This window comes from Bradyrhizobium sp. Mp19 (assembly GCF_029952935.1).
In the GTDB taxonomy this organism is placed as follows: domain Bacteria; phylum Pseudomonadota; class Alphaproteobacteria; order Rhizobiales; family Xanthobacteraceae; genus Bradyrhizobium; species Bradyrhizobium elkanii.
The window spans coordinates 83,335-106,242 of record NZ_JASAUT010000009.1 but is presented as its reverse complement, the minus strand read 5'-3'; the positions used below and the strand labels follow the sequence as shown (position 1 = coordinate 106,242).

General features: G+C 63.0%; 24 protein-coding genes. 5 read left to right on the top strand and 19 right to left on the bottom strand.

Going from position 1 to position 22,908, the window contains the following annotated elements; all coding sequences use genetic code 11:
* Positions 1–42: 42 nt before the first annotated feature.
* From QJT82_RS14105 to QJT82_RS14065, 9 genes are all read right to left on the bottom strand, one after another.
* A complete protein-coding gene (locus QJT82_RS14105; RefSeq protein WP_051447796.1) occupies positions 43–864 on the bottom strand; it encodes an ABC transporter permease in 822 nt (273 codons plus the stop codon).
* Positions 865–867: 3 nt separating this feature from the next.
* Positions 868–1,665, bottom strand: coding sequence for an ABC transporter ATP-binding protein (locus tag QJT82_RS14100; protein WP_080686702.1), 798 nt, complete (start codon positions 1,663–1,665; stop codon positions 868–870).
* 14 nt (positions 1,666–1,679) lie between these two features.
* The gene (locus QJT82_RS14095; RefSeq protein WP_245288686.1) at positions 1,680–2,666 is read right to left on the bottom strand and encodes an NrtA/SsuA/CpmA family ABC transporter substrate-binding protein; all 987 of its coding nucleotides are present in this window, start codon (positions 2,664–2,666) and stop codon (positions 1,680–1,682) included.
* Positions 2,663–4,102, bottom strand: a complete 1,440-nt coding sequence (gene atzF, locus QJT82_RS14090; RefSeq protein WP_051447794.1) for an allophanate hydrolase — start codon at positions 4,100–4,102, stop codon at positions 2,663–2,665. Before atzF ends, QJT82_RS14095 begins: the two co-directional genes overlap by 4 nt.
* The gene (locus tag QJT82_RS14085; protein ID WP_051447809.1) at positions 4,099–5,538 is read right to left on the bottom strand and encodes an amidase; all 1,440 of its coding nucleotides are present in this window, start codon (positions 5,536–5,538) and stop codon (positions 4,099–4,101) included. Before QJT82_RS14085 ends, atzF begins: the two co-directional genes overlap by 4 nt.
* Before the next feature lie 421 nt (positions 5,539–5,959).
* Positions 5,960–6,781, bottom strand: a complete 822-nt coding sequence (locus tag QJT82_RS14080) for a CmcJ/NvfI family oxidoreductase (protein WP_028340036.1) — start codon at positions 6,779–6,781, stop codon at positions 5,960–5,962.
* A 151-nt stretch (positions 6,782–6,932) separates the two neighbouring features.
* A complete protein-coding gene (locus tag QJT82_RS14075; RefSeq protein WP_028340035.1) occupies positions 6,933–7,256 on the bottom strand; it encodes a hypothetical protein in 324 nt (107 codons plus the stop codon).
* A 393-nt stretch (positions 7,257–7,649) separates the two neighbouring features.
* Positions 7,650–8,432 carry a class II aldolase/adducin family protein gene (locus QJT82_RS14070; RefSeq protein ID WP_028340034.1) on the bottom strand — a complete coding sequence of 261 codons (783 nt, stop codon included), beginning with the start codon at positions 8,430–8,432 and terminating at the stop codon, positions 7,650–7,652.
* Between the two features lie 17 nt (positions 8,433–8,449).
* Entirely contained in the window at positions 8,450–9,442 is a 993-nt protein-coding gene (locus tag QJT82_RS14065) for an NAD(P)-dependent oxidoreductase (RefSeq protein WP_051447793.1), read from the bottom strand.
* A gap of 237 nt (positions 9,443–9,679) precedes the next feature.
* On the opposite strand from QJT82_RS14065, the gene QJT82_RS14060 reads away from it, so the two are divergent.
* Positions 9,680–10,036, top strand: coding sequence for a MerR family transcriptional regulator (locus QJT82_RS14060; protein ID WP_035631305.1), 357 nt, complete (start codon positions 9,680–9,682; stop codon positions 10,034–10,036).
* Between the two features lie 88 nt (positions 10,037–10,124).
* Positions 10,125–10,541, top strand: a complete 417-nt coding sequence (locus tag QJT82_RS14055) for a glyoxalase/bleomycin resistance/dioxygenase family protein (RefSeq protein WP_051447791.1) — start codon at positions 10,125–10,127, stop codon at positions 10,539–10,541.
* A 259-nt stretch (positions 10,542–10,800) separates the two neighbouring features.
* On the opposite strand, the gene QJT82_RS14050 is transcribed toward QJT82_RS14055, so the two are convergent.
* The 3 genes from QJT82_RS14050 to QJT82_RS14040 are packed head-to-tail and all read right to left on the bottom strand — an operon-like array spanning position 10,801 to position 12,091.
* A complete protein-coding gene (locus QJT82_RS14050; RefSeq protein ID WP_245288685.1) occupies positions 10,801–11,187 on the bottom strand; it encodes a hypothetical protein in 387 nt (128 codons plus the stop codon).
* A gap of 35 nt (positions 11,188–11,222) precedes the next feature.
* Positions 11,223–11,846 carry an XRE family transcriptional regulator gene (locus QJT82_RS14045; protein WP_028340032.1) on the bottom strand — a complete coding sequence of 208 codons (624 nt, stop codon included), beginning with the start codon at positions 11,844–11,846 and terminating at the stop codon, positions 11,223–11,225.
* A complete protein-coding gene (locus QJT82_RS14040) occupies positions 11,843–12,091 on the bottom strand; it encodes a hypothetical protein (protein ID WP_155258425.1) in 249 nt (82 codons plus the stop codon). Before QJT82_RS14040 ends, QJT82_RS14045 begins: the two co-directional genes overlap by 4 nt.
* 424 nt (positions 12,092–12,515) lie before the next feature.
* Between QJT82_RS14040 and QJT82_RS14035 the strand changes: the two genes are divergently transcribed.
* The 3 genes from QJT82_RS14035 to QJT82_RS14025 are packed head-to-tail and all read left to right on the top strand — an operon-like array spanning position 12,516 to position 15,157.
* Entirely contained in the window at positions 12,516–13,523 is a 1,008-nt protein-coding gene (locus QJT82_RS14035; protein ID WP_028340031.1) for an ABC transporter substrate-binding protein, read from the top strand.
* A 1-nt stretch (position 13,524) separates the two neighbouring features.
* Positions 13,525–14,340 (top strand): ABC transporter ATP-binding protein, encoded by an 816-nt coding sequence (locus QJT82_RS14030; protein ID WP_051447790.1) that lies wholly within the window; start codon positions 13,525–13,527, stop codon positions 14,338–14,340.
* Complete coding sequence (locus tag QJT82_RS14025) at positions 14,333–15,157, top strand: ABC transporter permease (protein WP_028340029.1); 825 nt, start codon at positions 14,333–14,335, stop codon at positions 15,155–15,157. The genes QJT82_RS14030 and QJT82_RS14025 overlap by 8 nt, the downstream gene beginning before the upstream one ends.
* A 37-nt stretch (positions 15,158–15,194) precedes the next feature.
* Here QJT82_RS14025 and QJT82_RS14020 read toward each other — a convergent pair whose 3' ends face one another.
* The 7 genes from QJT82_RS14020 to QJT82_RS13990 form a co-directional block, all read right to left on the bottom strand.
* Positions 15,195–16,067: a nitroreductase family protein gene (locus tag QJT82_RS14020; protein WP_080686701.1), complete on the bottom strand. Its 873-nt coding sequence runs from the start codon at positions 16,065–16,067 to the stop codon at positions 15,195–15,197.
* Positions 16,068–16,087: 20 nt separating this feature from the next.
* Positions 16,088–17,191, bottom strand: a complete 1,104-nt coding sequence (locus QJT82_RS14015) for an ABC transporter substrate-binding protein (RefSeq protein ID WP_028340027.1) — start codon at positions 17,189–17,191, stop codon at positions 16,088–16,090.
* A gap of 244 nt (positions 17,192–17,435) precedes the next feature.
* Positions 17,436–18,215, bottom strand: a complete 780-nt coding sequence (locus tag QJT82_RS14010) for an ABC transporter permease (RefSeq protein WP_028340026.1) — start codon at positions 18,213–18,215, stop codon at positions 17,436–17,438.
* Positions 18,205–19,065, bottom strand: a complete 861-nt coding sequence (locus QJT82_RS14005) for an ABC transporter permease (RefSeq protein ID WP_028340025.1) — start codon at positions 19,063–19,065, stop codon at positions 18,205–18,207. The genes QJT82_RS14010 and QJT82_RS14005 overlap by 11 nt, the downstream gene beginning before the upstream one ends.
* Entirely contained in the window at positions 19,062–19,787 is a 726-nt protein-coding gene (locus QJT82_RS14000; protein WP_245288684.1) for an ABC transporter ATP-binding protein, read from the bottom strand. The genes QJT82_RS14005 and QJT82_RS14000 overlap by 4 nt, the downstream gene beginning before the upstream one ends.
* A 116-nt stretch (positions 19,788–19,903) precedes the next feature.
* Positions 19,904–20,986: an ABC transporter substrate-binding protein gene (locus QJT82_RS13995; protein ID WP_035631268.1), complete on the bottom strand. Its 1,083-nt coding sequence runs from the start codon at positions 20,984–20,986 to the stop codon at positions 19,904–19,906.
* A gap of 190 nt (positions 20,987–21,176) precedes the next feature.
* Positions 21,177–22,775: an ABC transporter substrate-binding protein gene (locus tag QJT82_RS13990; protein WP_028340023.1), complete on the bottom strand. Its 1,599-nt coding sequence runs from the start codon at positions 22,773–22,775 to the stop codon at positions 21,177–21,179.
* Positions 22,776–22,908 lie beyond the last annotated feature (133 nt).

Genomic DNA, 22,908 nt, shown 5'->3' with positions numbered 1-22,908 from the left:
AGGCCGATCCGGGCACTCGGCGCCCGCAATAAATTGCTTTCGCTACTTCGTGACCAGGCGACCAGAGGCTCGCTCGATTTGCGGCCCCTTCTGCCCGGCCTGCTCGGCGCCGTACCAGGGCAGCAATCTGCGGACCGCGCGTTCGAACAGGAGATCAGCCGCAAAGCCCATCGCGCCGAGCACGATCAGCCCGACGAACATCTGATCAACTCGAAATACCTGTTGCGACATCTGGATCAGATAGCCGACCCCGAACGCCGCTCCGGCCAATTCCGCCGCCACCAGCACGACCAGCGCAACCGACAGGCTGACGCGCAGCCCGGCGATGATGAACGGCAGCGCGCCCGGTATGACGACGTAAGCGAAGTTGCGCCAGCCGCGTGCGCCGAGACTCGCCGCCGCCCGTCCGAGCAGCGGGCTCGCGTCGCGCACGCCGATATAGGTGTTGACCCAGACCGGAAAAAAGACGCCCCAGGCGATCAGGAAGATCTTGGAGGTTTCACCAATGCCGAACCAGAAGATCGCCAGCGGAACGAAGGCGAGCGACGGAACGGCGCGAAACATCTGCACAAGGGGATTGATCGTCCCGTGTAACAGCGGCGATTGCGCCATCGCGACGCCAAGCGCCACGCCGAGCAACGATCCGCTCAGAAAGCCGATCGCCGCCCGCAGTAGGCTGGCGCCGAGATGCCGCGGCAGTTCACCCGCTACGATCAGCGCCCATCCGGACTGCACGATCGTGCTCGGCGCGGGCAGCATCACGTTGTTGACGAGGCCGCTCTGGCTGAGTGCCTCCCATGCGCCAAAGAAGGCGAGCGTACCAATGGTACCGGCAACGGTATGGCGGCTGACATTGAAGGCCACGCTCTACTCCGCCGTTTCCAGGCCGATCGCCCGTGCGACGTGCTCGTAAAGTTCGTTGAAGCGCGGCGACGTACGGCGGCGAGGACGCGGCAGATCGACGCTGATGTCCTCCACGATCCGTCCCGGGTTCGGCGACATGACGATCAGCCGGCTCGCAAGCACCAGCGCTTCGGCGATGTTGTGCGTCACGAACAGGATGGTTGGCTGCTCCTGCTGGTGAATCTCGATCAGCTTGGCTTGCAGGGAGCTGCGCGTCATTGCATCGAGCGCCGCGAATGGCTCGTCCATCAGGAGCAGCGATGGACGGGTCGCAAGCGCGCGTGCGATGGCGATGCGCTGCTTCATTCCGCCCGACAATTCGAAAGGGTACTTCGTACCGACATCGGGCAGGCCGACAAGCCCGAGCAGATCATGCGCGATCTTCGCTCGTTCACGCGCGGCGCGCCCCGCCATCCGGAGTCCGAACTCGACGTTGGCCTGCGAGGTCAGCCATGGGAACAGGGAGTAGTCCTGAAACACCACGCCGCGTTCGGAACTCGGCCCGTCGATCGCGTGGCCGCCCACGCGAACGTCGCCGTGCGCGGGTACGACAAATCCGGCCAAGATGTTGAGGAGCGTGGTCTTGCCGCATCCGCTCGGCCCGAGAACGCAAACGAATTCGCCACGGTCGATGGTGAGCGAGATGCTGCCCAGCGCGGCGGTACGGCCGCGGCCGGAATCGTAGACATGACCCAGTTCGATGCACGTGATCAGCGGCTCATCCACGGCGGTCTGCGACGCAATCTCCACCCTTGCATTCATTGCGGTCGACCGCCCTATTCCCGACCCGCCCGATCCAGCACCGATGTCACCACCACCGTGTTGAAGTCCGGGATCTTGGCGTCGGGTCGCACCAGCTTGTTGTCGACCGCCCACTTCGCCTGCTCCTCCATCAGGGACACCAGCGACGCCTTGTCGAGCTCGAGCTTGAAATTGGCCCGCTTCCAAAACGCCTTTGCGATCACGGGATCGAGCTTGATGCGTTCGGCGGTCAGCGTGGCCGCGGCATCGGGGTCCTTCCTGATATTGTCATCCGCTTCGAGCAGCGCCTTCACTGCCTTGACGAGCAAGTCTGGCTTGCTGTCGATGGTCGACTGCAACGTGATGATTGTTGAAAAGGTCTTGTAGAGACCTTCCGAGCGGATGATATGGAACTTGCCCGCGCCTTGCGCGATCGCTTGCGACAAGTGCGGCTCCGTCCAGATGAATCCATCGATCGCACCGCCCGCCAGGCTGCTGACGAAATCGCCCGGGTTTAGGCTGACCGCCGTGACGTCCGACCAGGCCAGCCCTTCCTGCCTCAGCAGCTTGGACAGGTAGTAGTGCGCATTCGTCCCCTGCGAATAACCGATGCGCCGACCCTTGATGTCCTTGGTGGTCTTGATGTCCTTGATGGCGACGAGATCGAAGGGTTCATGCCGGTTCAACGTGCCGATGATGCGCACCGGCAGCCCGTTCAGGGTGGCGAACACCACCGGCGTTTCCGCCGCGGTGCCGATCATCACGCCGCCACCGACCAGCGCGTCCAGCACCAGCCGGCCGCTGGCAAAGGTCGAAACCTTCGGCGCCAGCCCCTGCCTCTGCCAGGTCTTGTCGTGATCGGCGACGAAGAACTGGCCCCAGCCGAGCGCAATCCCTTCACCAATCGTGATTTCCTGAGCGCGCGCGGGCGCGCTTGCGAGCGTCACAACGGCTGCAAGTCCGACCGCCGCGGCTCGCGCGAGCCTGCGCAAGCCGGCGAATAAAGTGGCAATAGACGTCACGATACGGTCTCCTTGTCTCGGTGGGCATGAACTGCGCTCGCAGCCGGCCGCAGGTGGCGTGCACCGAGTGGCAGGGCGGCATCGTGAAAGCGCCGCGCCAACGCGGCAGCATGATGATCGGCAAAGGCCGGGGCGATCAGCGTGACACCCTGCGGCAAGCCGTTGGGCAGAAACCCCGAGGGAACGGCGACCGCCGAAAGATCGGCCAGATTGACGAAGTTCGTATAGGTCCCGAGCCGCGCGTTAAGCGTGATGGGATCGGCCTCGACCTCATCGACGCGGTAGATTGTGCCGGTGGTCGGCACGATAAGGATGTCGATCTCGTTCCAGAGCTTCTCAATCTGGCGTTTCAGAATGTTCAGCCGCTGTTGCGCCACGAAGACGTCGCCGCCGGAAATGCCGCGCCCGCCAAGCAGGATGTCGCGGGTAACCGGAAACAGGGCTTCGGGCTGTTTGTCGACGAACTGGCGCAGGGCACCGTAGCGGTCCGCCAGCCACGGCCCTTTGAATAGGAGATCGTTGATCTCCGCGAACGGCGCATAGTCGATCTCGACCTTGCGGCCGCCGAGGCCTTGCAGCCGCTCGACCGCCTTGGCGAACAGCGCAGCTGCATCGGCATTGCCGAAGAAGTCCAACCATTGCAGAGCGGGAACGCCGAAGCGGAATTCGGCGGGCAACGGACGAACTGCAGCCGGCGGCACGGTCCGCGAGAACGGATCCTCCTCGTCGTACCCCCGCGCGACGTCAAACGCCGCCTGGGCATCCCCAACCGTCAGCGCGAAGATCGAGAGCGTCTCGATTGAGCGGCAGGCCGCGACCGATCCGACACCACTGATCAAACCGCGGGTCGGCTTCAGTCCCACGATATTGTTGAAGGCCGCCGGCACCCGTCCCGACCCGCCGGTATCGGTCGCGAGCGCAAAGCTGACCAGTCCTGCCGAGACCGAGACCGCTGCGCCTGAGCTGGATCCTCCGGGAATATAGGCGGGATCGAACGGATTGCGTGCAACGCCATAGGGCGAGCGCACCCCGACCAGCCCGGTCGCGAACTGGTCCATATTGGTCTTCCCGATCAGGATGGCACCTGCCGCCAGCAGGCGTTCGACTGCCGGATTGTTTTTCGCGGGCTGATAGGAAAATGCCGGACAAGCCGACGTGGTCGGCAGGCCGACCGTGTCGATACAGTCCTTGACGCTGAACGGAACGCCCCAGAGCGGCAGTGCCAGCCGCTGGCGCCTCGGCAACGACTCAAGATGCGCAGCTCGCGCAAGTGCATCCTCGCGCGCGACGACACTGATCCAGACGCCGTCCTCGCCGCGGCGCGTGATCTCGTCCAGGATATGCTCGACCACGGTCGACGGCGTCAGTGCCCCGCTGGCGTAGGCACTTGCCAATTGCAGCAGTTCGAGGTCAGGGCGTTGGGATTGCTCGGTCATGACGGATCCAGTGGGCGCGGGAACGGTTTTGCCTGCTCGAACGCGTATGCGGCGCGCAGAACAGTGGTATCTGCGAATTTCGCTCCGATGATCTGCAGCCCCACCGGTAATCCTGCGTCGGTAAGGCCCGCCGGCACCGAGGCCGCCGGCTGCTGCGTCAGGTTGAACGGATAGGTGAAGGGAGAGCGGATCGGCCGGACCACAAGATCGGCCTCCGACGCATCGATCGCCGAAGCAGGATATGCCGTCGTGGGCGTGAGCAGCAGATCCCAATCCTGATGGAAGCGATTGAAATGTCGACCGAGCGCTTCGCGGCGATCGACTGCCCGCAGATAGGTGACGGCATCGATTGCCCGCCCCTTCTCGGCAACAGCCTGCAAGCCCTGCTCGATCAAGGCGCGATGGGCGGGATCGAACGAGGCCAGGAGCTTGGCTGCGCCCGCGAACCAGAAGGTCTGGAACAGATCGATAGGATCTTCGATACCCGGATCGACCTGCTCGACGATCGCCCCGAGTCCGGCAAGCGTATTGGCCGCCTCGGTGACGATCTTCTCAATCTGCGGGTCGATCTGTGCGTAGCCGAGCTTCGGACTGAATGCGATGCGCAGGCCTCGGACACCTTGATCGAGCGCCGTTTGCCAGGAAATCTCGGCCGGCGGCAGCGCGGTCCAATCACGTCCGTCGGGCTGCCCGATCACATCGAGCAGCAAAGCTGCGTCGCGCACCGAACGCGTCATCGGCGTGACGTGGAAAAGCGTCCCGTTCTGCGATGGCGGATAGACGGGAACGCGACCGAAGGTCGGCTTGAACCCGAACACGCCGCTATGCGCCGCCGGAAGCCGGGTCGAACCGCCGCCATCCGTCGCGACATGCAGCGGCCCGAAACTCAGGGCCGCGCCGGCCGCGGATCCGCCGCTACTGCCGCCCGGCGTGTGTGCGACGTTCCAGGGATTACGCGTGATGCCGGTCAACGGACTGTCGCCGAGCCCTTTCCAACCGAATTCCGACGTCGTCGTCTTGCCAAGCAGCACCGCGCCCTGCTCCCGCAGCCGGGCCGTGGCGGGCGAATCCTCGTTCCAGTCTTGCGCCGGATCGATTGCCCGGCTGCCCCGCAGCGTCGGCCACCCCTTGGCGAGAATGAGGTCCTTGAGCGCCACCGGCACGCCATCGACCGGACCGAGCGGCTCGCCCCGCCGCCAGCGGATTTCGGATTCGCGCGCCGATACGCGCGCAGCGTCGGCATCGAGCAGCGCGAAAGCATTGACATGGTGATCGAGACGCCCGATGCGATCAAGTACAGCCTGGGTCGCTTCAACCGGCGAGAGCGTTCCTGCCCGATAGCGCTCGATCAGATCGGCTGCGGGAAGAAGGGCGATGTCATCCGAACCGCGCGGCCGTGAAGCCGGCTCTCGCACGGGAGCATTTTGAGCGGACATGCACGACACCTCATTCATCCATCAGGGCAAATCACTTGCCGAGCGAATGATGCCTAGGCGCTCGCGTCCGCACGCATCAGCAATTAATTGCGGAACTTCAAGCGACGCTACAAGATTGCAAGATCTGAAACGCCGACCAATACAACGTCGGAATGAAAATCTCCGAATCGCAAATCCCGCAACGAAGTCCGCCCAGGTCGGCGCAGGGCTTCCCCCGCGTTGCACCGCTCAGAATCGGGCCCTTGTCGAAAATTGAAAGTTGTATGACATTGATCTCAGAGAGGCTCGTCCCCGCGCTCCGGCGTTCGGACGCCACGATGCGGACCGAACCTGACGCGCCGGTGCGCGAGCGACTTTTTCCGACGAGCGCGAACCTACCCTTGACGGCAGCGCCGGCTTCCCGCGTCGCTGAGATACCTCTTCACGCCGCCGGCGGAAAGAACACCAACGCACGGACCTCGATGCTCTCGCGCGGTGGCGCGCCCGGCGCCAACGGATTTTCGAACGAGGTGTGAAACGACAGCCGCGCACGCCCGTCGTTGGCGCTGTCATGTATGCGGATCAATAGCGCCTCGTCGGTCTGCATCTCGGAGAAATAGTACCAGCGATGCGCCGGCTTGTACTCGACCCGGGACGTTTCTCCGCGAACATGGGCGTAGACCAGATCACTGGGGATCAGATCGTCATCGGTAAACGAGCGCGCGTCGCACAGCGCCAGCGGCGAGTCCAGCACCGGACCGCGTACCGGTCGCCACACATTGACGATGCCAAACCGATGCTTCAACAGTTCGTCGGCATCGGCTCCAAGGTGGTCGCGGACGCGCCGCGGGGCGGAGTTGATCGTGTGATCGTTGTGCACCTGGCGCGAAGGCGGAGCGAGGCCCGGAACGCTCGCATTGCGCACATTGTGGTCGAAGATGAACACACGGCTTGCACCGACCGTACTGCGCAGCAGTTGCTCGACCTCCGGATAGTAAACTCGCTTGATCTCTTCCGGGTCGTAAAAGCTGGCGACGGCCGTCGGCGCCTTGGCCAGGGCAAAGCCGTTGCGATCCAGCGAGAATTCGGCCTCGCGCCCACGCGCGTCCTCGATTGATACCTCGCGTTCATCGTCGATACCGTTCCATTGCGGCACGCCGGGAGGTGGTTCGATCCGATAGAAGGTCGGCTTTTCCGCTCCACGCTTGAGATAGTGAAGCTTCGCAGTGAGATTGCGGGGAGAGATGGGTCCGTCGAGAGCCATGGTTGCTGCTCCACGTTGGCGCGCGGATAGTACCGCGGCGATTTTGTTGCAGCGATATTATCGCTTTGGCGCGCAAACGTCAGCGCTGCGAATCACCAAAGATTCTGCACCTGCGTATACGATGCTCCAGAAGTGAACACGCAGATGGAAATTACTTCTCATCGACGCTCGATCGGGTCCAAACAGGTGCTGCGCAATCCTGCGCATCAGAACCCAAGTAAGCAACCAGCACGCTCGCCGCTTCGTCCGCGAATTCCGCGGCGCGCTCTCGAAAAGCTGCCGCCTCCTGATCAGTCGCGGCACGCGGGCGCGCGTTGATGTTCTCCGCGCCCAGCCGCTTCGAGCAAAATCTACCGAGCGCGCGCACGAACCAGCCCGCCCGCGCCAGCCTTTCCGCGTCTTCATGGCTTCTCGCTTCGAAGGCAAACCTCCGCGATCCGGCCGTCTCGACGATGTACACGCTGCTGGCGATCATACGGAGCCGTGGATGAGCTGTTAGCTTGCCGGGGACTGAAGCGTTCGGGGTGGGTCGTTCAGTACGATACCGAGCCTGGCTGCTGTTGTAACGGTCGAGGCGACGCTGCGATTGAGACTTCGTGCGATCTTCTCGACGGGCGCATTCGTCTTCGCCAGGCCTCTGAGCTTGTACTTCTCTGCAGCCGTCCATGGACGATCGCTGGCCGGTCCGGACCGCTTGTTGGTAGCTGCTTCTTCCTGTCGCGGGCTCACACTTCTCCCCCTTGCGCTGCCGGCGTCACTCGGAAGACTGGGGTCACCGACTCAAACGCCGTCGACCCGCTTCCAGCTTCGTCCCCTCTCGCCGATCGGCACCCGCGCTGGACTGTCCACGGGTGCCGCAAGCACGTGCCTAGTTGAAGAGCTCCGGCTCGGCTTCGCTGATCCAGTCCCAAAGCGGCTGGAAGCTGAAATAGCCGCCCTTGTGGGTACCCACCTGACCCGCCGTCAGCTTCGCCACCTCATGCGGGATCGGCTTCGGCGTCCCGGCCGCCTCGGCGAGCAGCTGCGCGCGGGCCGCGTTGTCCATCGCGATGTACCACCAGGCGGTCGCCTCGATCGTGGGGCCGACCGTCAACAGCCCGTGGTTCTGCAGGATCACAGCCTTCTTCGATCCCAGCGCTTCCGCGATCTTCCTGCCCTCTTCCGCCTCGAGCACGACGCCGGAAAACGGATCGAACAACGCGTGATCCTCATAGAAGGCGCATGAATCCTGGGTGAGCGGATCGAGCAGGCGGCCAAGCGCAGACCAGGCTTTGCCATAGGTCGAGTGGGTGTGGGCGGCAGCGATGACCTCCGGATGGGCGGCGTGGATCGCCGAATGAATCACAAAGCCCGCCTGGTTGATCGGCTTGTCGCCGATCAGGATGTTGCCGGCATGGTCGACCAGCTGGAGGTCGGACACCTTGATCTGACCAAAATATTTCGACAGCGGATTGATCCAGAAACGGTCCGGGAATTCGGGGTCGCGTACCGTGACGTGCCCGGCGAGGCCTTGATCGAATCCGTAGCGGGCAAACAGCCGAAAGGTTGCCGCAAGGCGTTGCTTGCGGTGAAGTCTCTCCTCCTCGAACGAAGCCGCCGGCACACGCTCGACCAGTGAGTATTTCTTCGGCTTCTCGACGATCTTGTTCATTTTCAAGGGCTCCCTGCTCAATATCCAAGCTTCCTGTCAAAGACGTCGGCCAACGGCGCGCCATGCGCATAGGCGTCGAGATTGACCAGCGTCTTGTCGGCCAGCCGCTTGACGTCATCCGCACCCGTCCAGGAGACGTGCGGCGTCAGAACGACTTTCGGATGGTCATAGATCGGATCGCCGTCCCGAGGCGGCTCCGGATCGGTGACATCGAGCGTGGCGCCGGCGAGCTGGCCGTTGTCGAGCGCGCGCAACAGCGCCTGCTGGTCGATGATGCGGCCGCGCGCCACGTTGATCAGATGCAGCGACGGCTTGGCGCGTGCCAGCACGTCGGCATTGATCAGATGCACCGTCTCCGGGGTCGCCGGCAGCGCGATGACAAGATGATCAGCTGCGGCGACGAGAGCTTCGATACTGTCGGCGGGAACAATGCCGGGAACGGCATATCGCCATGAGGAGCGCCGCAGCACCCTGATTTCGACACCGAATGGCTTCAGCCGCTCGGCAACAGCGTGGCCGATCGCACCGAACCCTGCGATCCCAACCGTCTTTCCACGAAGCGAACCAAGCGGGTTGATTTTCCATTCCTGGCGGTTGCGCGGACGGATCTCATGGATCCGCTTGGCAAAACCGAGGATCGCCGCCAGCACGTATTCGGCGATCGCGTCGGCCGAGATGCCTCGCCCAACCGTGACCACGGGACCGTCGAGCAGCCATGCCGGAAAGAAGTCAACGCCGGTCGATGCAGTCTGGATCCACCGCAAGCCGTACGGCCAACCCGCCGGTCTTTCCGCGGGAGCCTTGCTCCAGCCGGCTAGCGGTCGCGTCAACAGGACATCGGCTTCCTGCGCGATCTCCCACGCCGGCCGGTCGGCGGGATGATCGATGATCAGCGGCCGCGACCAATGCTCGGCCAGCGACGCGCGTACATCCGCTCCGAGCTGATTGACGATGATGGGCGATCGCACGCTCGCAACGGGGCGCCCATTGTCGATGCGAGGGGTATTCATGGCCTGCACTCACGATTGCGAATTCGTGACATGCTAGGCGCTCGTTCCGGGATAGTCTTTTCAAAGATGACGAGCGCCCGGCAACAACAGGACGGTGCGTCCGGACACCGCACATAAAATCGTCTCCCTGACGCATCGTCGTCTTTGACCGCTGGGCCGGCTTAGTTTTCGCATGCCAGAGCGCTTGACATTGACATTAGTGAGAGGGTGCTAAGGCCCCCACCGATGGAGACTGTGATGAGAATTCAGGAGGCGGCGAACCGCCTGGGCGTCAGCGCCCGCGTGCTCCGCCACTACGAGCATGAAGGCCTGATCGTTCCGCGCCGGACCCGAAACGGCTACCGGAGCTATTCGGCACCGGAGGTCGACCGGGCTGCGTGGGTGCGAGACCTGATCGATTCGGGATTCTCGACCCGCGAGCTGCGCAATCTTCTGGCCGCACTTGAGGACAGCCCAGGTCGTGCCGGGATCTGTTCAGCGGTGATGCAGGACAAACTTGAGCGGATCGATCATGCCATCGAGACCTTGCGGAAGCGGCGCCGTGCGCTATCGCGCCGGCTGTCCGACTGGAAGCAGAGGTCCGGCGACAGCTAGAGCGCGATGAGATCAGGTTGAAGCGTCAACGCGCTTCTGCTCCTCGTTTGCGCATGATCTTTCCGGATCATGCTTTAGGGAGACGACCATGAAAATACTCAACATCCTGGCCAGACGCTATCTGCCGCTGGAGCGGCTCGACGAGACTGTCCTCTTCTACGAGACGCTGATCGGTCAGAAAGCGCACCTTCGCTTCGACTATCCCCAATACGACCTCAGGCTCGCGCAAATCGCATCAATTCTGTTTATCGCGGGAACGGAGGAAAGCCTGGCGCGGTTTCGGCCGACCCACCTGACGTTTCTGGTAGAGGACATTGACGCCTTCGCCAACCATCTGCCGACAGTGGGCGCCAGCATACTGGAGGCGCCCAAGGCAGTCCCGACAGGACGCAACATGCTCGTCCGTCATCCCGACGATACGCTCGTTGAGTATGTCGAGCATCACAACAAGCATCCGCAAGATGTCCTGCCAGCTGCCAGCGAGGGCGATCGGCGCCCCGGTTAGAGGGCTGGATGAGAGCCTGCGTGTTGCGAACCGGCGCCGTCACCGCTTTGCATCGCGCTCCGCCCGCCGGTTCGCTAGCACGCCGGACGTTTGGCCGCTCTACGAGACGTGCAGCCCATGAATGCCCGTCCAATTTAGCAGATGGATATCTGTTTTCTTGAACATGCTGGCCCGTTCATCCTGCAGCTCTTCCATTTTCTTGGACGAAAGAGAATGAGGCAGACTTTTCCCTCTTCGCGAATATCGCAGCGCACTCTATCTAAATTGGCGACACAAACGATTGCTTCTTGCTCTGACCTTGGAGAATGACGATGAACACCGCGATGCAGATGATGCCCATGCCGATGATGATGGGCGGCATGATGAACCCCTCGATGGCCGGCGGCATGATGCCGATGATGAACATGGCCATGATGGGCATGCCCATGATGATGCCCTGCCAGATGAAGTGCACGATGACCGCCAATGGCATGACCTGCGAGATGATGCCGATGGATCCGGCCATGAAGGACATGTTCACGAAGTGCTGCGAGAGCATGATGAATATGATGCAGATGGGCATGCCGATGATGATGTGCTGCGGCGGCATGACGATGATGTGCATGCCGATGAAGGCTGCCTGATTAGCTCGTGCGCTGACACGCAACGCAACGGGTCGGCCCTGCGCCGGCCCGTTTGCTTTCAGGCTACGGCCTCGACGTAGGTCATGACCAGGTAGAGAACGGCCTCGCTGGCGACCAGGTTCCTGTAGACGTGCGGCACGTCGGCCTCGAACAGGATGGCGTCCCCTTCGGCCAACGTCTGCGGCTTGTCGAGGCCGGCCGTGATCTCAACGACGCCCTTGGCGACAAGGAGATTCTCGCGCGTTCCTGCTGCGTGCGCCTCCGCCGCCTCGCGATGAAGCGGGCCGATCCTCAGCTCGTAGAACTCGACCTGACGACCGCCATCGAAGGGAAACAGGGCGCGCGATGTGAATTGCCCCTGGCTCGACGACAGCAGCTTGGCATCGCCGCCTCTCAGGACCAATGGTCCCCGCGCAACGTCGGTCTGGAGCAGATTGGCGAAAGGCACGCGGAGCGCGTTGGCTACTTTCCAGAGCAACGCGATCGTCGGAACGCTCTTTCCGGTCTCGATCTGACCGAGCATCGCTCGGCTGACTCCGGACTGTTTGGCAAGCCGCTCAAGTGAATGACCCCGGCTTGTCCGCAGCCGCCGCAGATTGCGTCCGAGGATGGCCGGCAGCTCAGGGTTGGCGTTGGGTGAGCAGTCCTCGTCCGACGATGGGGCGACGTTGCCGCCGCTCATGAAGCATCCCAGCGCACGGCCGTGGCCGCCGGCACGGGCACCGGGATCCATACCCAGGTCGGCCAGAACCAGAAAATTGGCGTCGCGAAGCTGCCCATCCATGGCGACGCAGCATCGCTCCGCCAGGACGCCGTGCCGGCTTCGGTCCGCTGCTGGCGTCGCGTCGACCGATAGGCAGCCAGATCAATAATCCGCGCCGAGCTTGCCGCTTCTGTCACCTTTTCCAATCCGCGTTCGATTTGCAATGCCGGTATCGTAATTCCCTCGCGGAAGCCGACAAGCTGTCGCCGAACAAAACAACACGCGCGCTGTAAAGCCCGGCGGCGTAGCAAAGACTTCTCGAGTCTGCGCGTTCCGCAGCGGCCGGCTACCTCTCCCATCGACACCAGGCGGCGGCTGCGGCTTTGAAGGCCGATCTCAGCTTCACGCGCCTTGCTCAGTGTCCGCGGAGAACAACCAAGGCAGAAGATTCGGCATCGAGAAGGCGACCTCTGCATCGAAGGACAATCATAGAATAAATCATCTCTCAAATTCGGTCAGCCAAGCATGACTGTTTCGAAGATGGTGCAGCGACATCAGTTCGCTGGACCAACCGCTTGATTTCTTTAAGTGTGCCCCGGAGAGCTCGTCGCGGGCCACTTGGACGAACGGGGATTCAAGAGACGTCAAATGAATACATCGAAGCTTTTGCAGATCGCGGCGCTCGCGCTTTCCGTAACCGCAAGCGGCCCGAATGGCGCCTGGGCGGAGACAGGTCAGCTTCGCATCGCCCAGCAGTTCGGGATCGCCTATCTTCCGCTCATCGTGGCCAGCGAAAGGGGACTGATCGAGGAAGAGGCCAAGGCGCTCGGGATCACGCCGCCGAAGATCGAATGGCTTCGGCTTTCCGGCGCAGCGGCAATGAACGAAGCCCTCATTTCGGGGGGCCTTGATTTCGCGACGGCAGGCATCACGCCGATGATCCTGACCTGGGACAAGACGCGGGCCACCGCCAAGATCATCGGCGTGGCTGCGCTTGGCTCGATGGCCAACATCCTGACCACCAACAATCCGAACATCAAAACGCTGGCAGATTTCACCGAGAAGGACCGGATCGCACTGCCGTCGGTCAAGGTCGGCTTCCAGCCGATTGTCCTTCAGATGGCGGCCGACAAGGCATTCGGCAAATACGACAAGCTCGACGAACTCACCGTCAGCATGCCCCACCCCGATGCGACGGCCCAGATCCTGTCGGGGCATTCGGAAATCACGGCGCATTTTACCTCGCCGCCGTTCTCGCAACAGCAACTCGCCACAGGCAAGGTCCACCAGGTGCTCAATAGCTACGACGTGCTTGGGGGTCCCCACACCTTCAACGTGGTCTATTCCACCGCGAAGTTCATCAACGACAATCCGAAAACGGTCCAGGCTTTCGTCCGCGGTCTCGATCGGGCCAATGAGTGGATCAAGGCCAATCCGCGGGACGCCGCCGCGCTTTACATCAAGGCAGAGGGTTCGAAGCTCGCGCCGGACTTCGTCGAGAGCATCATCCGCGACAAGGACGTCAATTTCACGACGGCGCCAGAAGGCGCGCAGAAATTCGCCGACTTCGAGGCGAAGGTCGGCCTGATCAAGCAGGCGCCGGCGTCTTGGCGCGACCTGTTCTGGTCCGGGCTCGGCGAGAAGCCGGGAAGCTGACATGAACGTCGCTCCGCGACTGACTGGCCTCGTTGGGGCGACTGCATCACCGACGCTGCTCGATCTGGATCACGTCAGTATCAGCTACCCAACGCGCGAAGGCATCCTCACTGCGGTCGAGGATGTCAGCTTCAGGCTTTCGGCCGGCGAACGCCTGGTTCTGCTGGGCCCGTCGGGCTGCGGCAAATCTACGCTGCTGCGTGCCGTGGGCGGCTTTCTCAAGCCAAGCGCCGGCGAGATTCGGATGAACGGCCGGCGCATCGGACCGCCCGGCCCCGACCGCATGACCGTGTTTCAGGAGTTCGACCAACTGCTGCCGTGGCGCACCGTGCTCGGCAACGTCCGCTATGCTCTGGAGCGTGGAAAATCGCTGTCGCGTCACGATGCAGAGGCTGTCGCGCGTCGCTGGCTCGAGCGCGTCGGGCTGAAGAACTTCGTCGATGCCTTTCCGCACACCTTGTCCGGCGGAATGAAGCAACGCGTGGCGATCGCACGGGCCTTTGCGCTGGAGCCGGCGTTGTTGCTGATGGATGAACCTTTCGCCGCACTGGACGCGCTGACGCGACGACAGATGCAGGACGAGCTGCTCAGGCTGTGCGACGAAACCGGCAACACCACCCTCTTCGTAACGCATGGCATCGACGAGGCGATCCGGGTCGGAACCCGCATCCTGGCTCTGACGCCGCATCCCGGGCGGCTCGCCGCAACGTTCGATGTTCCAATCGAAACACGCACCCGCGGCACCGCCGCTTTTGCCGAGCTGGAACGGCGGATCCAGCAGACTGTCTTCGCCGACCCGGAAACCGACCATGTCTGACATCGCGGCCCCGAAGCTGGCTCGTGCACCGGCCCTGCAGCGTGCGCTCGAGGGAACGCCCTGGCGGCGCGCCGTCATTCTCGCAGGCTTTGCGCTTGCCTGGGAGCTCTATGCGCGCTGGCTCGACAACGCGCTTCTGCTTCCGACCCTCGGTGCGACGCTGTCGGCATTGTGGTCGGCGATTCTCTCGGGCGAATTACCGAATCGCGCATTGACATCGTTGCGGGTTCTGATCACCGGCTACGCGCTTGGGATTGCGGTCGCCGCGGTCCTGACGGCCCTCGCAGCGTTGTCGCGCTGGGGCAGCGACGCGCTTGGCCTGCTGACCTCGATGTTCAATCCACTCCCGGCGATCGCACTGCTTCCGATTGCACTATTGTGGTTCGGCGTGGGAACACCGAGTCTCGTCTTCGTCATCGTCCACTCGGTTCTGTGGCCGGTTGCGCTGGCCTGCCACGGCGGCTTTCTCGCCGTTCCGCCAACGCTGCGAATGGCTGGTCGCAACCTCGGCTTGTCGGGCGGGCGCTTCGTGTTGGAGATCCTGGTGCCTGCAGCGTTTCCCCAGATCCTGTCAGGGCTTCGGATCGGCTGGGCTTTCGCCTGGCGCACACTGATCGCGGCTGAACTGGTGTTCGGCGTCAGCGCTCGCTCCGGCGGAATTGGCTGGTTCATCTACACCAGCCGTGCGCAACTGGAGACGGCCAGCGTCTTTGCCGGATTACTCACCGTGATCCTGATCGGTCTCCTGGTGGAGGACGTGATCTTCCGGAGCCTGACGCGGATCACGGTCCAGCGCTGGGGTCAGGTGCAAACCTAGCGTTGCCTCGGTGATCCCGATCGATGTTGTCCTTATCTTACTTAAGAGGAAACCCCAGGATCCGCAGCTCTTCGACCAGCCGATCCCGACCATTCAGCGAGCGGACTGACCCGAGCCGGTTGAGCACGGCTTGTGTCCAACCCGTCGCAGGCAGTCCCTCGCCGCTCTGGAATTTGCGCAATGTCGTGTCGTAGGTGGCGATGCCGGAATCTTCACCTGCCGTCGAATAACGCTCACGATGGATTACGACGCCCTGGCGCAGGCGCGGCTTGACCTGGGCCGGCCGCGTCGAATCCGGATAACCGATGCATAGGCCAAATACCGCCACCGCCTGCGGTGGCAATCTAAGCTCCTCGGCCACGGCCTGCGGCTTGTTTCTAAGAGCCCCGATATAGACCGATCCGAGGCCCAGCGCTTCTGCGGCCGCAACTGCGTTCTGGGCGGCCAGCGCCGCATCAATCGCCGCCAGGAGGAAGGTTTCGAGGAAGGGCAATCCGTCCTTGGGATGCTGCGCGTTCCTCGCCAGCCGCTCCGCGCGCGACAGATCCGCGAGCCACACCAGGAATAACGGTGCTTCGACGATGTGCTTCTGCCCGCCGGCGAATTCGGCAAGGCGCGCCTTTCGCGCCTGGTCCTCAACCACGACAACGCTCCACGTCTGAAGGTTGGAGGACGATGGAGCCGATTGCGCAGCAGCCACGAGCGTTTCCAGCGTGCGCGGCGGCAAGGGGTCCGGACGATAGGCGCGCACCGAGCGGTGCGCGAGGAGATTGGCCAAAACTTCGTTCCAGAGCTCGCCAATCTGAGGCACGTGCTGGCCGTAGCGTGAACTCAGTGCCGACGCGGCTGGGTCTGTCTCGGCCGGTCCGGGTACGATGTGCGAGGTCGGCTTGGCTCTCGTATCGCTCATGAAGCGCTCCCTTCGGACAGTCAGACGTCGATATCCACCACGACGCGATTGGCAAGCTTGGCGGGATCCGTGTTCGGCTTGATGATCGTGGCACGCTTCAGATCGGTCGTGATCTTCACGACTTCGCGACGCAGCTCTGCGCCTGCCGGGTGATGGCCATGGGTGTGGCTGCGCAGCATGGCGGCGAGCTCGGCGACCGCGACCTTGGGCGTGTATTTCGAGAAGATCTCGGCGGCGTCGTCGGGATTTTCGGCAACGTGGTGCGCCGCCTCGCGAATGGCGAGGGTCAGCGCCTTCACCGCGGCGGGATCCGATGCCCAGAGCGAGCTCCGCACCCCGAGCGTGCAGCACGACAGGTTGGCATAGTCGCCGGTGAGATTTGACGCGATCTCGACGAGATCGCCGTTGGCGCGTCGCTCCGTGAGCCAGGCATTCGGATCGGAATCGGCGATGGCCTGGATCTCTCCGCGCTGCAAGGCGGTCAGTTGCAGATCGGCCGGGAATTCGCGCCACTGCACATCGGTCTGCGGGTCGAGCCCATTGTCCGACAGCAGGATTGCGAAGAAGTTGCGCGGCGGACCGGAAATGCTGGATACGCCGATCGTCTTGCCCTTGAGGTCCGTGATGTCCTTGAAACCGGAGTCCTTCCTTACGAACAACCGCGTGCAGCCGCCATGCAGGCCGGTGGTCAGCTTGACGTCGATACCCTGCTCGAGAGGCTTCAGCCAGTTGAGCAGCATGCTGGAGCCAGCATCGGCCTTGTCGGTGGCGAGCGATTGCAGCATCTGGTCGGTGCTGCCGGCAAGCTGCAGGAATTCAACATCCAGATTGTGGCGCGCGAAGAAGCCCCGGTGCAGCGCGACAGGCACCGCCGCCGTGCAGATTCCTGTGCCATTATAGGCAAAGCGGATGCGGCGTGACGGCCCCTTGGGTGCCTCGTCCGGGTTCGCCACCCGGCAGATCGGCGCGCCGTTGAGAGGATCGGCGGACGGGCCAAGGCCAAAGGCCGGAAAAGCGCGCGCCGCCTGCATGGCGGCGAAGGGCGCAGTCGCCCCGACCAGGCCGGCCAGCCCAAGGAGGCGGCGCCGTGACGGCGAAAACGGTTCACGTTGGTCGGTTGTCATCAGGTATCTCCAGCTTGCTCGGCGCCCTTGTCCGGTCCGGCTGCGATGACCGCAATATCACCACGCGCCTCTCGAGCTTGGTTCAATCCGCTCGCATCCACTGCACGGCGAACAACGTTGCGAAATGCTAGAGACGGCGGTCGGCCACGTCGATCGCAAAGTTGTCGGCAAGATTAGGGAGTTCTTGTCGCCGCACGATGCGTAATGGAAACAGCTATTGCGAACAGCGCGTATCCGGCGCAGGTCAGCCCTGCGTCGACGCAGACCTCCACGGGATCAATCTCCGCTCCAGCCAGTTCGCGCCGCGGTCGATCGCAAAACCGACCGAGCCGACAACGAGGATACCGAGCATCACGAGATCCATGTCGAAGCGCTCGCGGCCCGCAATGATCAAACCGCCGATACCTGGGCCGGCCGCCATGAAGTATTCGGCGCCAATGGTCGCAAGCCACGCGTAGATCAATGCGAGGTGCAGGCCAGTCAGCAGCGACGGCAGCGCCGACGGAAGATAGACGTAAATAATGAACTGGAGACGGTTGAAGCAAAACACCTCGCCGACTTCGACGAGCTTCCGCGAGGTGGTGTGCACACCCTCGACCAGATTGAGAATCACCGGGATCGCCGCCGCGAGCGCGATGAAGACGACCTTGGCGCTCTCATCGAAGCCGAACCAGAGCGAGATCAGGGGGATCCATGCCAGCAACGCAATCTGCTTGAGCCCATTGAACCAGGTCGTGAGAATGCGGTCCGCGATCCGGGACAGACCGAGAAGAAGACCTGCCAGCACGCCAGCACCAGCGCCCAGAGCCAGCCCGAGGAGATCGCGACGCAGGCTTGCAGCGAGCGCCTGCGCGAGTTCGCCGCTCGTCAATTCCTGCCACGCGCTGGAGCCGACATGTTCGAGCGGCGGCAGGAATTGCCGGTTGACGAGACCGGAATGGCTCGCGATCTCCCACGCAACCAGCAGGCCGAGCGGCAGGACCAGGCCCCGGCCGACCGTCCTGAGGGTCGTGCTACCGGACACCGTCGATCCGCCAACGTTGCAAGCGAGCCTCAATGACCGCGAGGACCTTGTCGCTTGCAAAGCCGATCACGCCGATCACGACCATCGCCACAAGCACGGTATCCAGCCAGAACATCTGGCGTCCCCAGACCAACAGGTAGCCCAGCCCTTCCGACGAGGCCAGCAGCTCAACGCTGACCAGCGCGATCCAGGCGTGGGTAAGCCCATAGCGCAAGCCCGTGAAGATGGATGGTACCGCGCCCGGGAGCACGACGTGACGCAACATCTGCCACGGCGTGAAGCGGAATGTCTCTCCCACCTCGACGAAGGCCTTCGGCACATTCGCGATGCCGGCACTGGTGTTCATCACGACAGGCACAAAAGCGGCCTTCGCGATGACCACGATCTTCAAGCCTTCGCCGATGCCGAGCAGCAGCATCGCAAGCGGAATCCAGGCGAGCGCCGGCACCTGGGCGATCGCCGTGAACAACGGACGAATATAGTCATCCAAGCGGCGGGACAGTCCCATGGCCGAGCCAACCACCAGACCAGCTCCGGCCCCGATCGCGAACCCATGGGCGACGCGGCGCAGGCTGTAGCCTGCGTGCTGGGCCAGTTCGCCGCTCGCAATCATGTCGCGAAGCGTATGCAGAACATCGCTCGGCCGCGGAAGGATCTGCTCGGGCAGCCAGCCACGGTCTGCTCCGATAACCCAGATCGGCAACGCGATGGCCGGCAGGATGAGCAGCCAACCCAGCGTCACCAGCTGACGAGCCAGGACCTCGCCAACGCGACCGGCGGCGATGCGCCTGATTCCGGCCTGCCATGAGACATCTGGTTCGAGGGGTGATCGAAGCGCAGCGTCGCTCATGCCGGATTTCCCGGGACGGCAGCCTCCGATCCCGCACCCGCCTCGTCGTCGCCAAGCGCGCGCAGCAATTCGTTGCGGATCCGGATCAGATCATCGTCGCTTCGCGCCCTTGGCCGCGCTGCGCCGACCTTAAAAACATGCGAGATTCGTCCGGGGCGAGGCGCGAGCACCAGAACCCGATCGCCGAGCAAGACGGCCTCGTCGACGTCATGGGTGACCAGAATCATGGTCACCTTCTCGTGCGCCCAGATGCGCTGAAGCTCGAGCTGGAGACGCGCCCGCGTGAGGGCGTCGAGCGCACCAAAGGGCTCGTCCAGGAGCAGCAGTCGGGGACGATTGACCAGACCGCGTGCTATCGCTACGCGCTGGGCCATACCTCCGGAGAGCTGGTGCGGATAGGCTTCGGCGAAACCGTCGAGCCCAACCAGCGAAATATGGGCAGCGATCGACTCCCGCTTGGCACGCTCGCTGAGCGGTGCATTCTTGAGGCCCAGCGCAATGTTCTGCGCAACCGTCGCCCAGGGGAACAGCCGCGGCTCCTGAAAGACGATGCCGCGCTCGAGACTGGTCCCCGCGATCGCCTCTCCGTCCTGGCTGATCGTGCCGCGGAAATCCCGATCGAGCCCGGCGATCAGCCGCAGCAACGTCGATTTCCCGCATCCGCTCGGCCCCAGCAGGACGACGAACTCGCCTGCGGCAACATCGAGCGACATGTCGCGCAACGCCTCGACGGGCGCGCCGTTGACGACAAACGATTTGGAGACGTTGCGCACCTCCAGGCGGCCGCTCGCGCGTTCAAGCGGTGCGCGCGACGCATCCGGCAGTTTCAACACAACGCTCACTGCCCGGCCGCCTGCGGCTTGCCGTTCGCATCGAACTCCTGCCAATAGCCGACGAGCCCCTTCTCCTTCAACGCGACGTCGAGAAACGAGCGGTCGAACCACCCGTCGAGATCGACGTCGCGGCGAAGCAAGCCGAACTCCTTCGCCTGCCTAGCCTGCACCCGGTAGCTCTCAATGATCGAAGCATCGATGATCGGCGTGTTGCGGTACTTCAACTCCTGACCTGAAAAGTCGAACCGATAGCCCGATGCCGGAAAGCCGCTGCGGGACGAGATCTCGAAAAACGCCTCCCGATTGGCCTCGTCCGACGACCAGCGCGCGGCACGGACGATCGCCGAGACGATCTTCTGCGTGATATCGGGATGCGCCTTGATGAAGGCGTCCTGCCCGATCAGCGTCGAGTGGCGCTCACAGGCCGGATTGTCGCCCTTTGTGGTGTAGACGATCTCCGCGATGCTCTTCTCGGCGAGACTCGCCAGCGGAAAATTTCCGAAGGCGGCGTCGATATCCTTTGAGGTCAATGCCGCATTGGTGGTCGCGGTATCCATGTTGATGATCTGCACATCGCGCTCTTGCAGACCGTTTCCAGCCAGAACCTTCACAGCCGCAAGATGGTTGTTGGTTCCACGGAAGATCGAGACCTTGCGCCCGCGCAGGTCGGCGACCTTGCGGATCGGCGAGCCTGAGGGCACCGCGAGGTAGATGGGAGCGTGAGCTCCAGAGGCCAGCAGGATCCTGGTTTTCAGACCGTTCGCGCGCCCGATGATTTCGGGCAGATCGCCCTGGATCGCAAAGTCGAGCTGGTTGTTGGCGAAGGCCTCGTTGACGGCGGGCCCCGCCCCCTTGAAGAAGTACCACTCGACCTTCACGTCCGGCCGGTCGCGCAAATCCTGGTCGAGATAATGCTCCGAATGGGCCACCGCCGCAGACGAGCCACCGGAAAACTGGCGGTTGTCCGCGCCGACCGACGCAAAGCCGATCCGCACTGTCAGCGCGTCCGCGGCGATGCCCGACGACAAGCCGGCCAGCAGACCGCTCCCCGCAAGCAGGAGGGTGAGAAGGGTCCGTCTTGCGATCATCGCGATATTCCTTTGCCGGACGCGCAACCCGAAGCCGTCACGCAACGTCGGAACGACACTCCGCCGATGTGCGCAAGTATGACAATCGGCATTCACTTTGCGCAATCTCACAGATTTTCATTCTTGGCCGGACCGACGCTATGACTCTTCTGCGCAAGCCGCCGATGGAGAAAGATTGTGAGCGTATGGCTCAAGCTGACGGGTCGATCCAGATATCCGCAAAGCTTCCGTTCAACCCTTCGGCTCCCGGCGCGAAATTGCGGACCTTCTTGTTGGCGATGATGACACCACCGGCAGCGACCAGGTTCACCGATGCGACCTCCTCGTGAATGATCGATTGGAACTTCGCCCAAATTGTCCGCCGCTTCCCGACGTCGGGCTCGATTGCCGCGGCCTCCAGCAACTGATCGACCTCGGGATTGCTGTAATGCGCCGCGTTCGAGAACGGCAGACCGATCCGGAAATTCTTCGACCAATAGGCGCGCTGCACGCCCAGCGTCGGATCAAACGTGTTCGAGAGGCTCTCGATGGTGAGATCGAAGGCACGGTCGCGATAGACGACGTTCAGATAGGTCGCAAGGTCATAGCGCAGGATCTCGATGTCCAGTCCGATCTTGCGCAGCGAGTTGCGCAGGAAATCGGCAAAGCTCGCTGGCAGGAACGGGTTTTGCGTCAGCCTGAGCTTAGCCCGCAGGCCGCCGGCTCCTCGCCTGAGACCGGCCTCGTCGAGCAACTGGTCGCCCGCTTTCGGATCGAACGGCCAAGCCTGGATCGCCGGGTCGTAGAATTTGGGAAGCGCCGTGCTGACGGGCGACGGCGAGGCAAGCGCGTAACCGAAAAAGACGACGTTGACCAAAGCGCGCAGATCGATTGCGTGGGCGATCGCCTTGCGGACGCGGCGATCCTGCAGGAGCGGCGTATCGAAATTGAAGAACAGCTGCTGCTGCGGACCCGAATAGGCATAGGCGGTGGTGTCGACCACAAAGCGCTTGTCGAGCTTGAAACGCTCGACATCGCCATACGGCACCGGCGTCGCCCCGATATCGACCTCGCCGGCCTCCAGCGCCGCCGCGCGCGCGGCGGGATCCAGCACCACCTTCAGCACCACGCGATCGACATAGGGCTTTGGCGCATCCCAATAGTTTGGATTGCGAACAAACAGCAGATGGCTTCCCGGAACCCATTCGCGAAGGATGAACGGTCCGGTGCCAATGGTCTGCTCCAGCCGGGGTTGCTCCTCGGGCTTGAGGGCCTCGTAGATGTGCCTGGGAACGATCGGAGATTCGGCACCGGCCAACGCGGAGATCAGGAACGGCGCCGGCTTCGAGAGCACGATCACAGCCGTCAGCGCATCGGGCGTTTCGACCGCCTCGACATTTGCGAACGTGATCCGGCCGCGCGGATGAGCGACCTTCAACCGCTCGATGGAAAACGCCACGTCGGCCGCGGTGAACTCCCTGCCGTCCGACCATTTCACCCCCGGTCTCAGGCGAAACGTGTAGCGCTTGCCGTCCTCGCTGATGTTCCAGGATGTCGCAAGGACCGGTCGCGGGTTGAGATCGTAGTCATACGCCAGCAACCCTTCATTGATCTTGGTGCCGATCGTCTGCCCCGTCCCCGAGGACGTATTGATCGCGATGATCGCGGACGGATCGGGGTAATACACCCAGTTCAAGGTTCCACCGGGGACCGGCCTAGCGTCGGCTGCAATCCCTTGCGAGGCTGTGAACAGGCCGGCGGTACCGGTGGCGAGAAGTCCGCGATTGAATGTCCTTCGATCCAGCGCCATCGCGCCTCTCCCCTTACGCTGCGGCGATCGAACAAGACATCTCGTCACCATCCGCAGCAGAAGTTATGCCGCTGCCATCTTAGGCACGCGTCCGGGAGAATTTGCTTTTGTAGTTTGCAGGCACGGCGCGCGT

Coding starts and splice junctions, on each gene's coding strand:
- QJT82_RS14035 (WP_028340031.1), top strand. CDS start 12,516: ATGAATACATCGAAGCTTTTGCAGATCGCGGCGCTCGCGCTTTCCGTA.
- QJT82_RS14055 (WP_051447791.1), top strand. CDS start 10,125: ATGAAAATACTCAACATCCTGGCCAGACGCTATCTGCCGCTGGAGCGG.
- QJT82_RS14080 (WP_028340036.1), bottom strand. CDS start 6,781: ATGGCTCTCGACGGACCCATCTCTCCCCGCAATCTCACTGCGAAGCTT.
- QJT82_RS14070 (WP_028340034.1), bottom strand. CDS start 8,432: ATGAACAAGATCGTCGAGAAGCCGAAGAAATACTCACTGGTCGAGCGT.
- QJT82_RS14075 (WP_028340035.1), bottom strand. CDS start 7,256: ATGATCGCCAGCAGCGTGTACATCGTCGAGACGGCCGGATCGCGGAGG.
- QJT82_RS14030 (WP_051447790.1), top strand. CDS start 13,525: ATGAACGTCGCTCCGCGACTGACTGGCCTCGTTGGGGCGACTGCATCA.
- QJT82_RS14005 (WP_028340025.1), bottom strand. CDS start 19,065: ATGAGCGACGCTGCGCTTCGATCACCCCTCGAACCAGATGTCTCATGG.
- QJT82_RS13995 (WP_035631268.1), bottom strand. CDS start 20,986: ATGATCGCAAGACGGACCCTTCTCACCCTCCTGCTTGCGGGGAGCGGT.
- atzF (WP_051447794.1), bottom strand. CDS start 4,102: ATGACCGAGCAATCCCAACGCCCTGACCTCGAACTGCTGCAATTGGCA.
- QJT82_RS14100 (WP_080686702.1), bottom strand. CDS start 1,665: ATGAATGCAAGGGTGGAGATTGCGTCGCAGACCGCCGTGGATGAGCCG.
- QJT82_RS14015 (WP_028340027.1), bottom strand. CDS start 17,191: ATGACAACCGACCAACGTGAACCGTTTTCGCCGTCACGGCGCCGCCTC.
- QJT82_RS14025 (WP_028340029.1), top strand. CDS start 14,333: ATGTCTGACATCGCGGCCCCGAAGCTGGCTCGTGCACCGGCCCTGCAG.
- QJT82_RS14065 (WP_051447793.1), bottom strand. CDS start 9,442: ATGAATACCCCTCGCATCGACAATGGGCGCCCCGTTGCGAGCGTGCGA.
- QJT82_RS13990 (WP_028340023.1), bottom strand. CDS start 22,775: ATGGCGCTGGATCGAAGGACATTCAATCGCGGACTTCTCGCCACCGGT.
- QJT82_RS14020 (WP_080686701.1), bottom strand. CDS start 16,067: ATGAGCGATACGAGAGCCAAGCCGACCTCGCACATCGTACCCGGACCG.
- QJT82_RS14085 (WP_051447809.1), bottom strand. CDS start 5,538: ATGTCCGCTCAAAATGCTCCCGTGCGAGAGCCGGCTTCACGGCCGCGC.
- QJT82_RS14045 (WP_028340032.1), bottom strand. CDS start 11,846: ATGAGCGGCGGCAACGTCGCCCCATCGTCGGACGAGGACTGCTCACCC.
- QJT82_RS14060 (WP_035631305.1), top strand. CDS start 9,680: ATGAGAATTCAGGAGGCGGCGAACCGCCTGGGCGTCAGCGCCCGCGTG.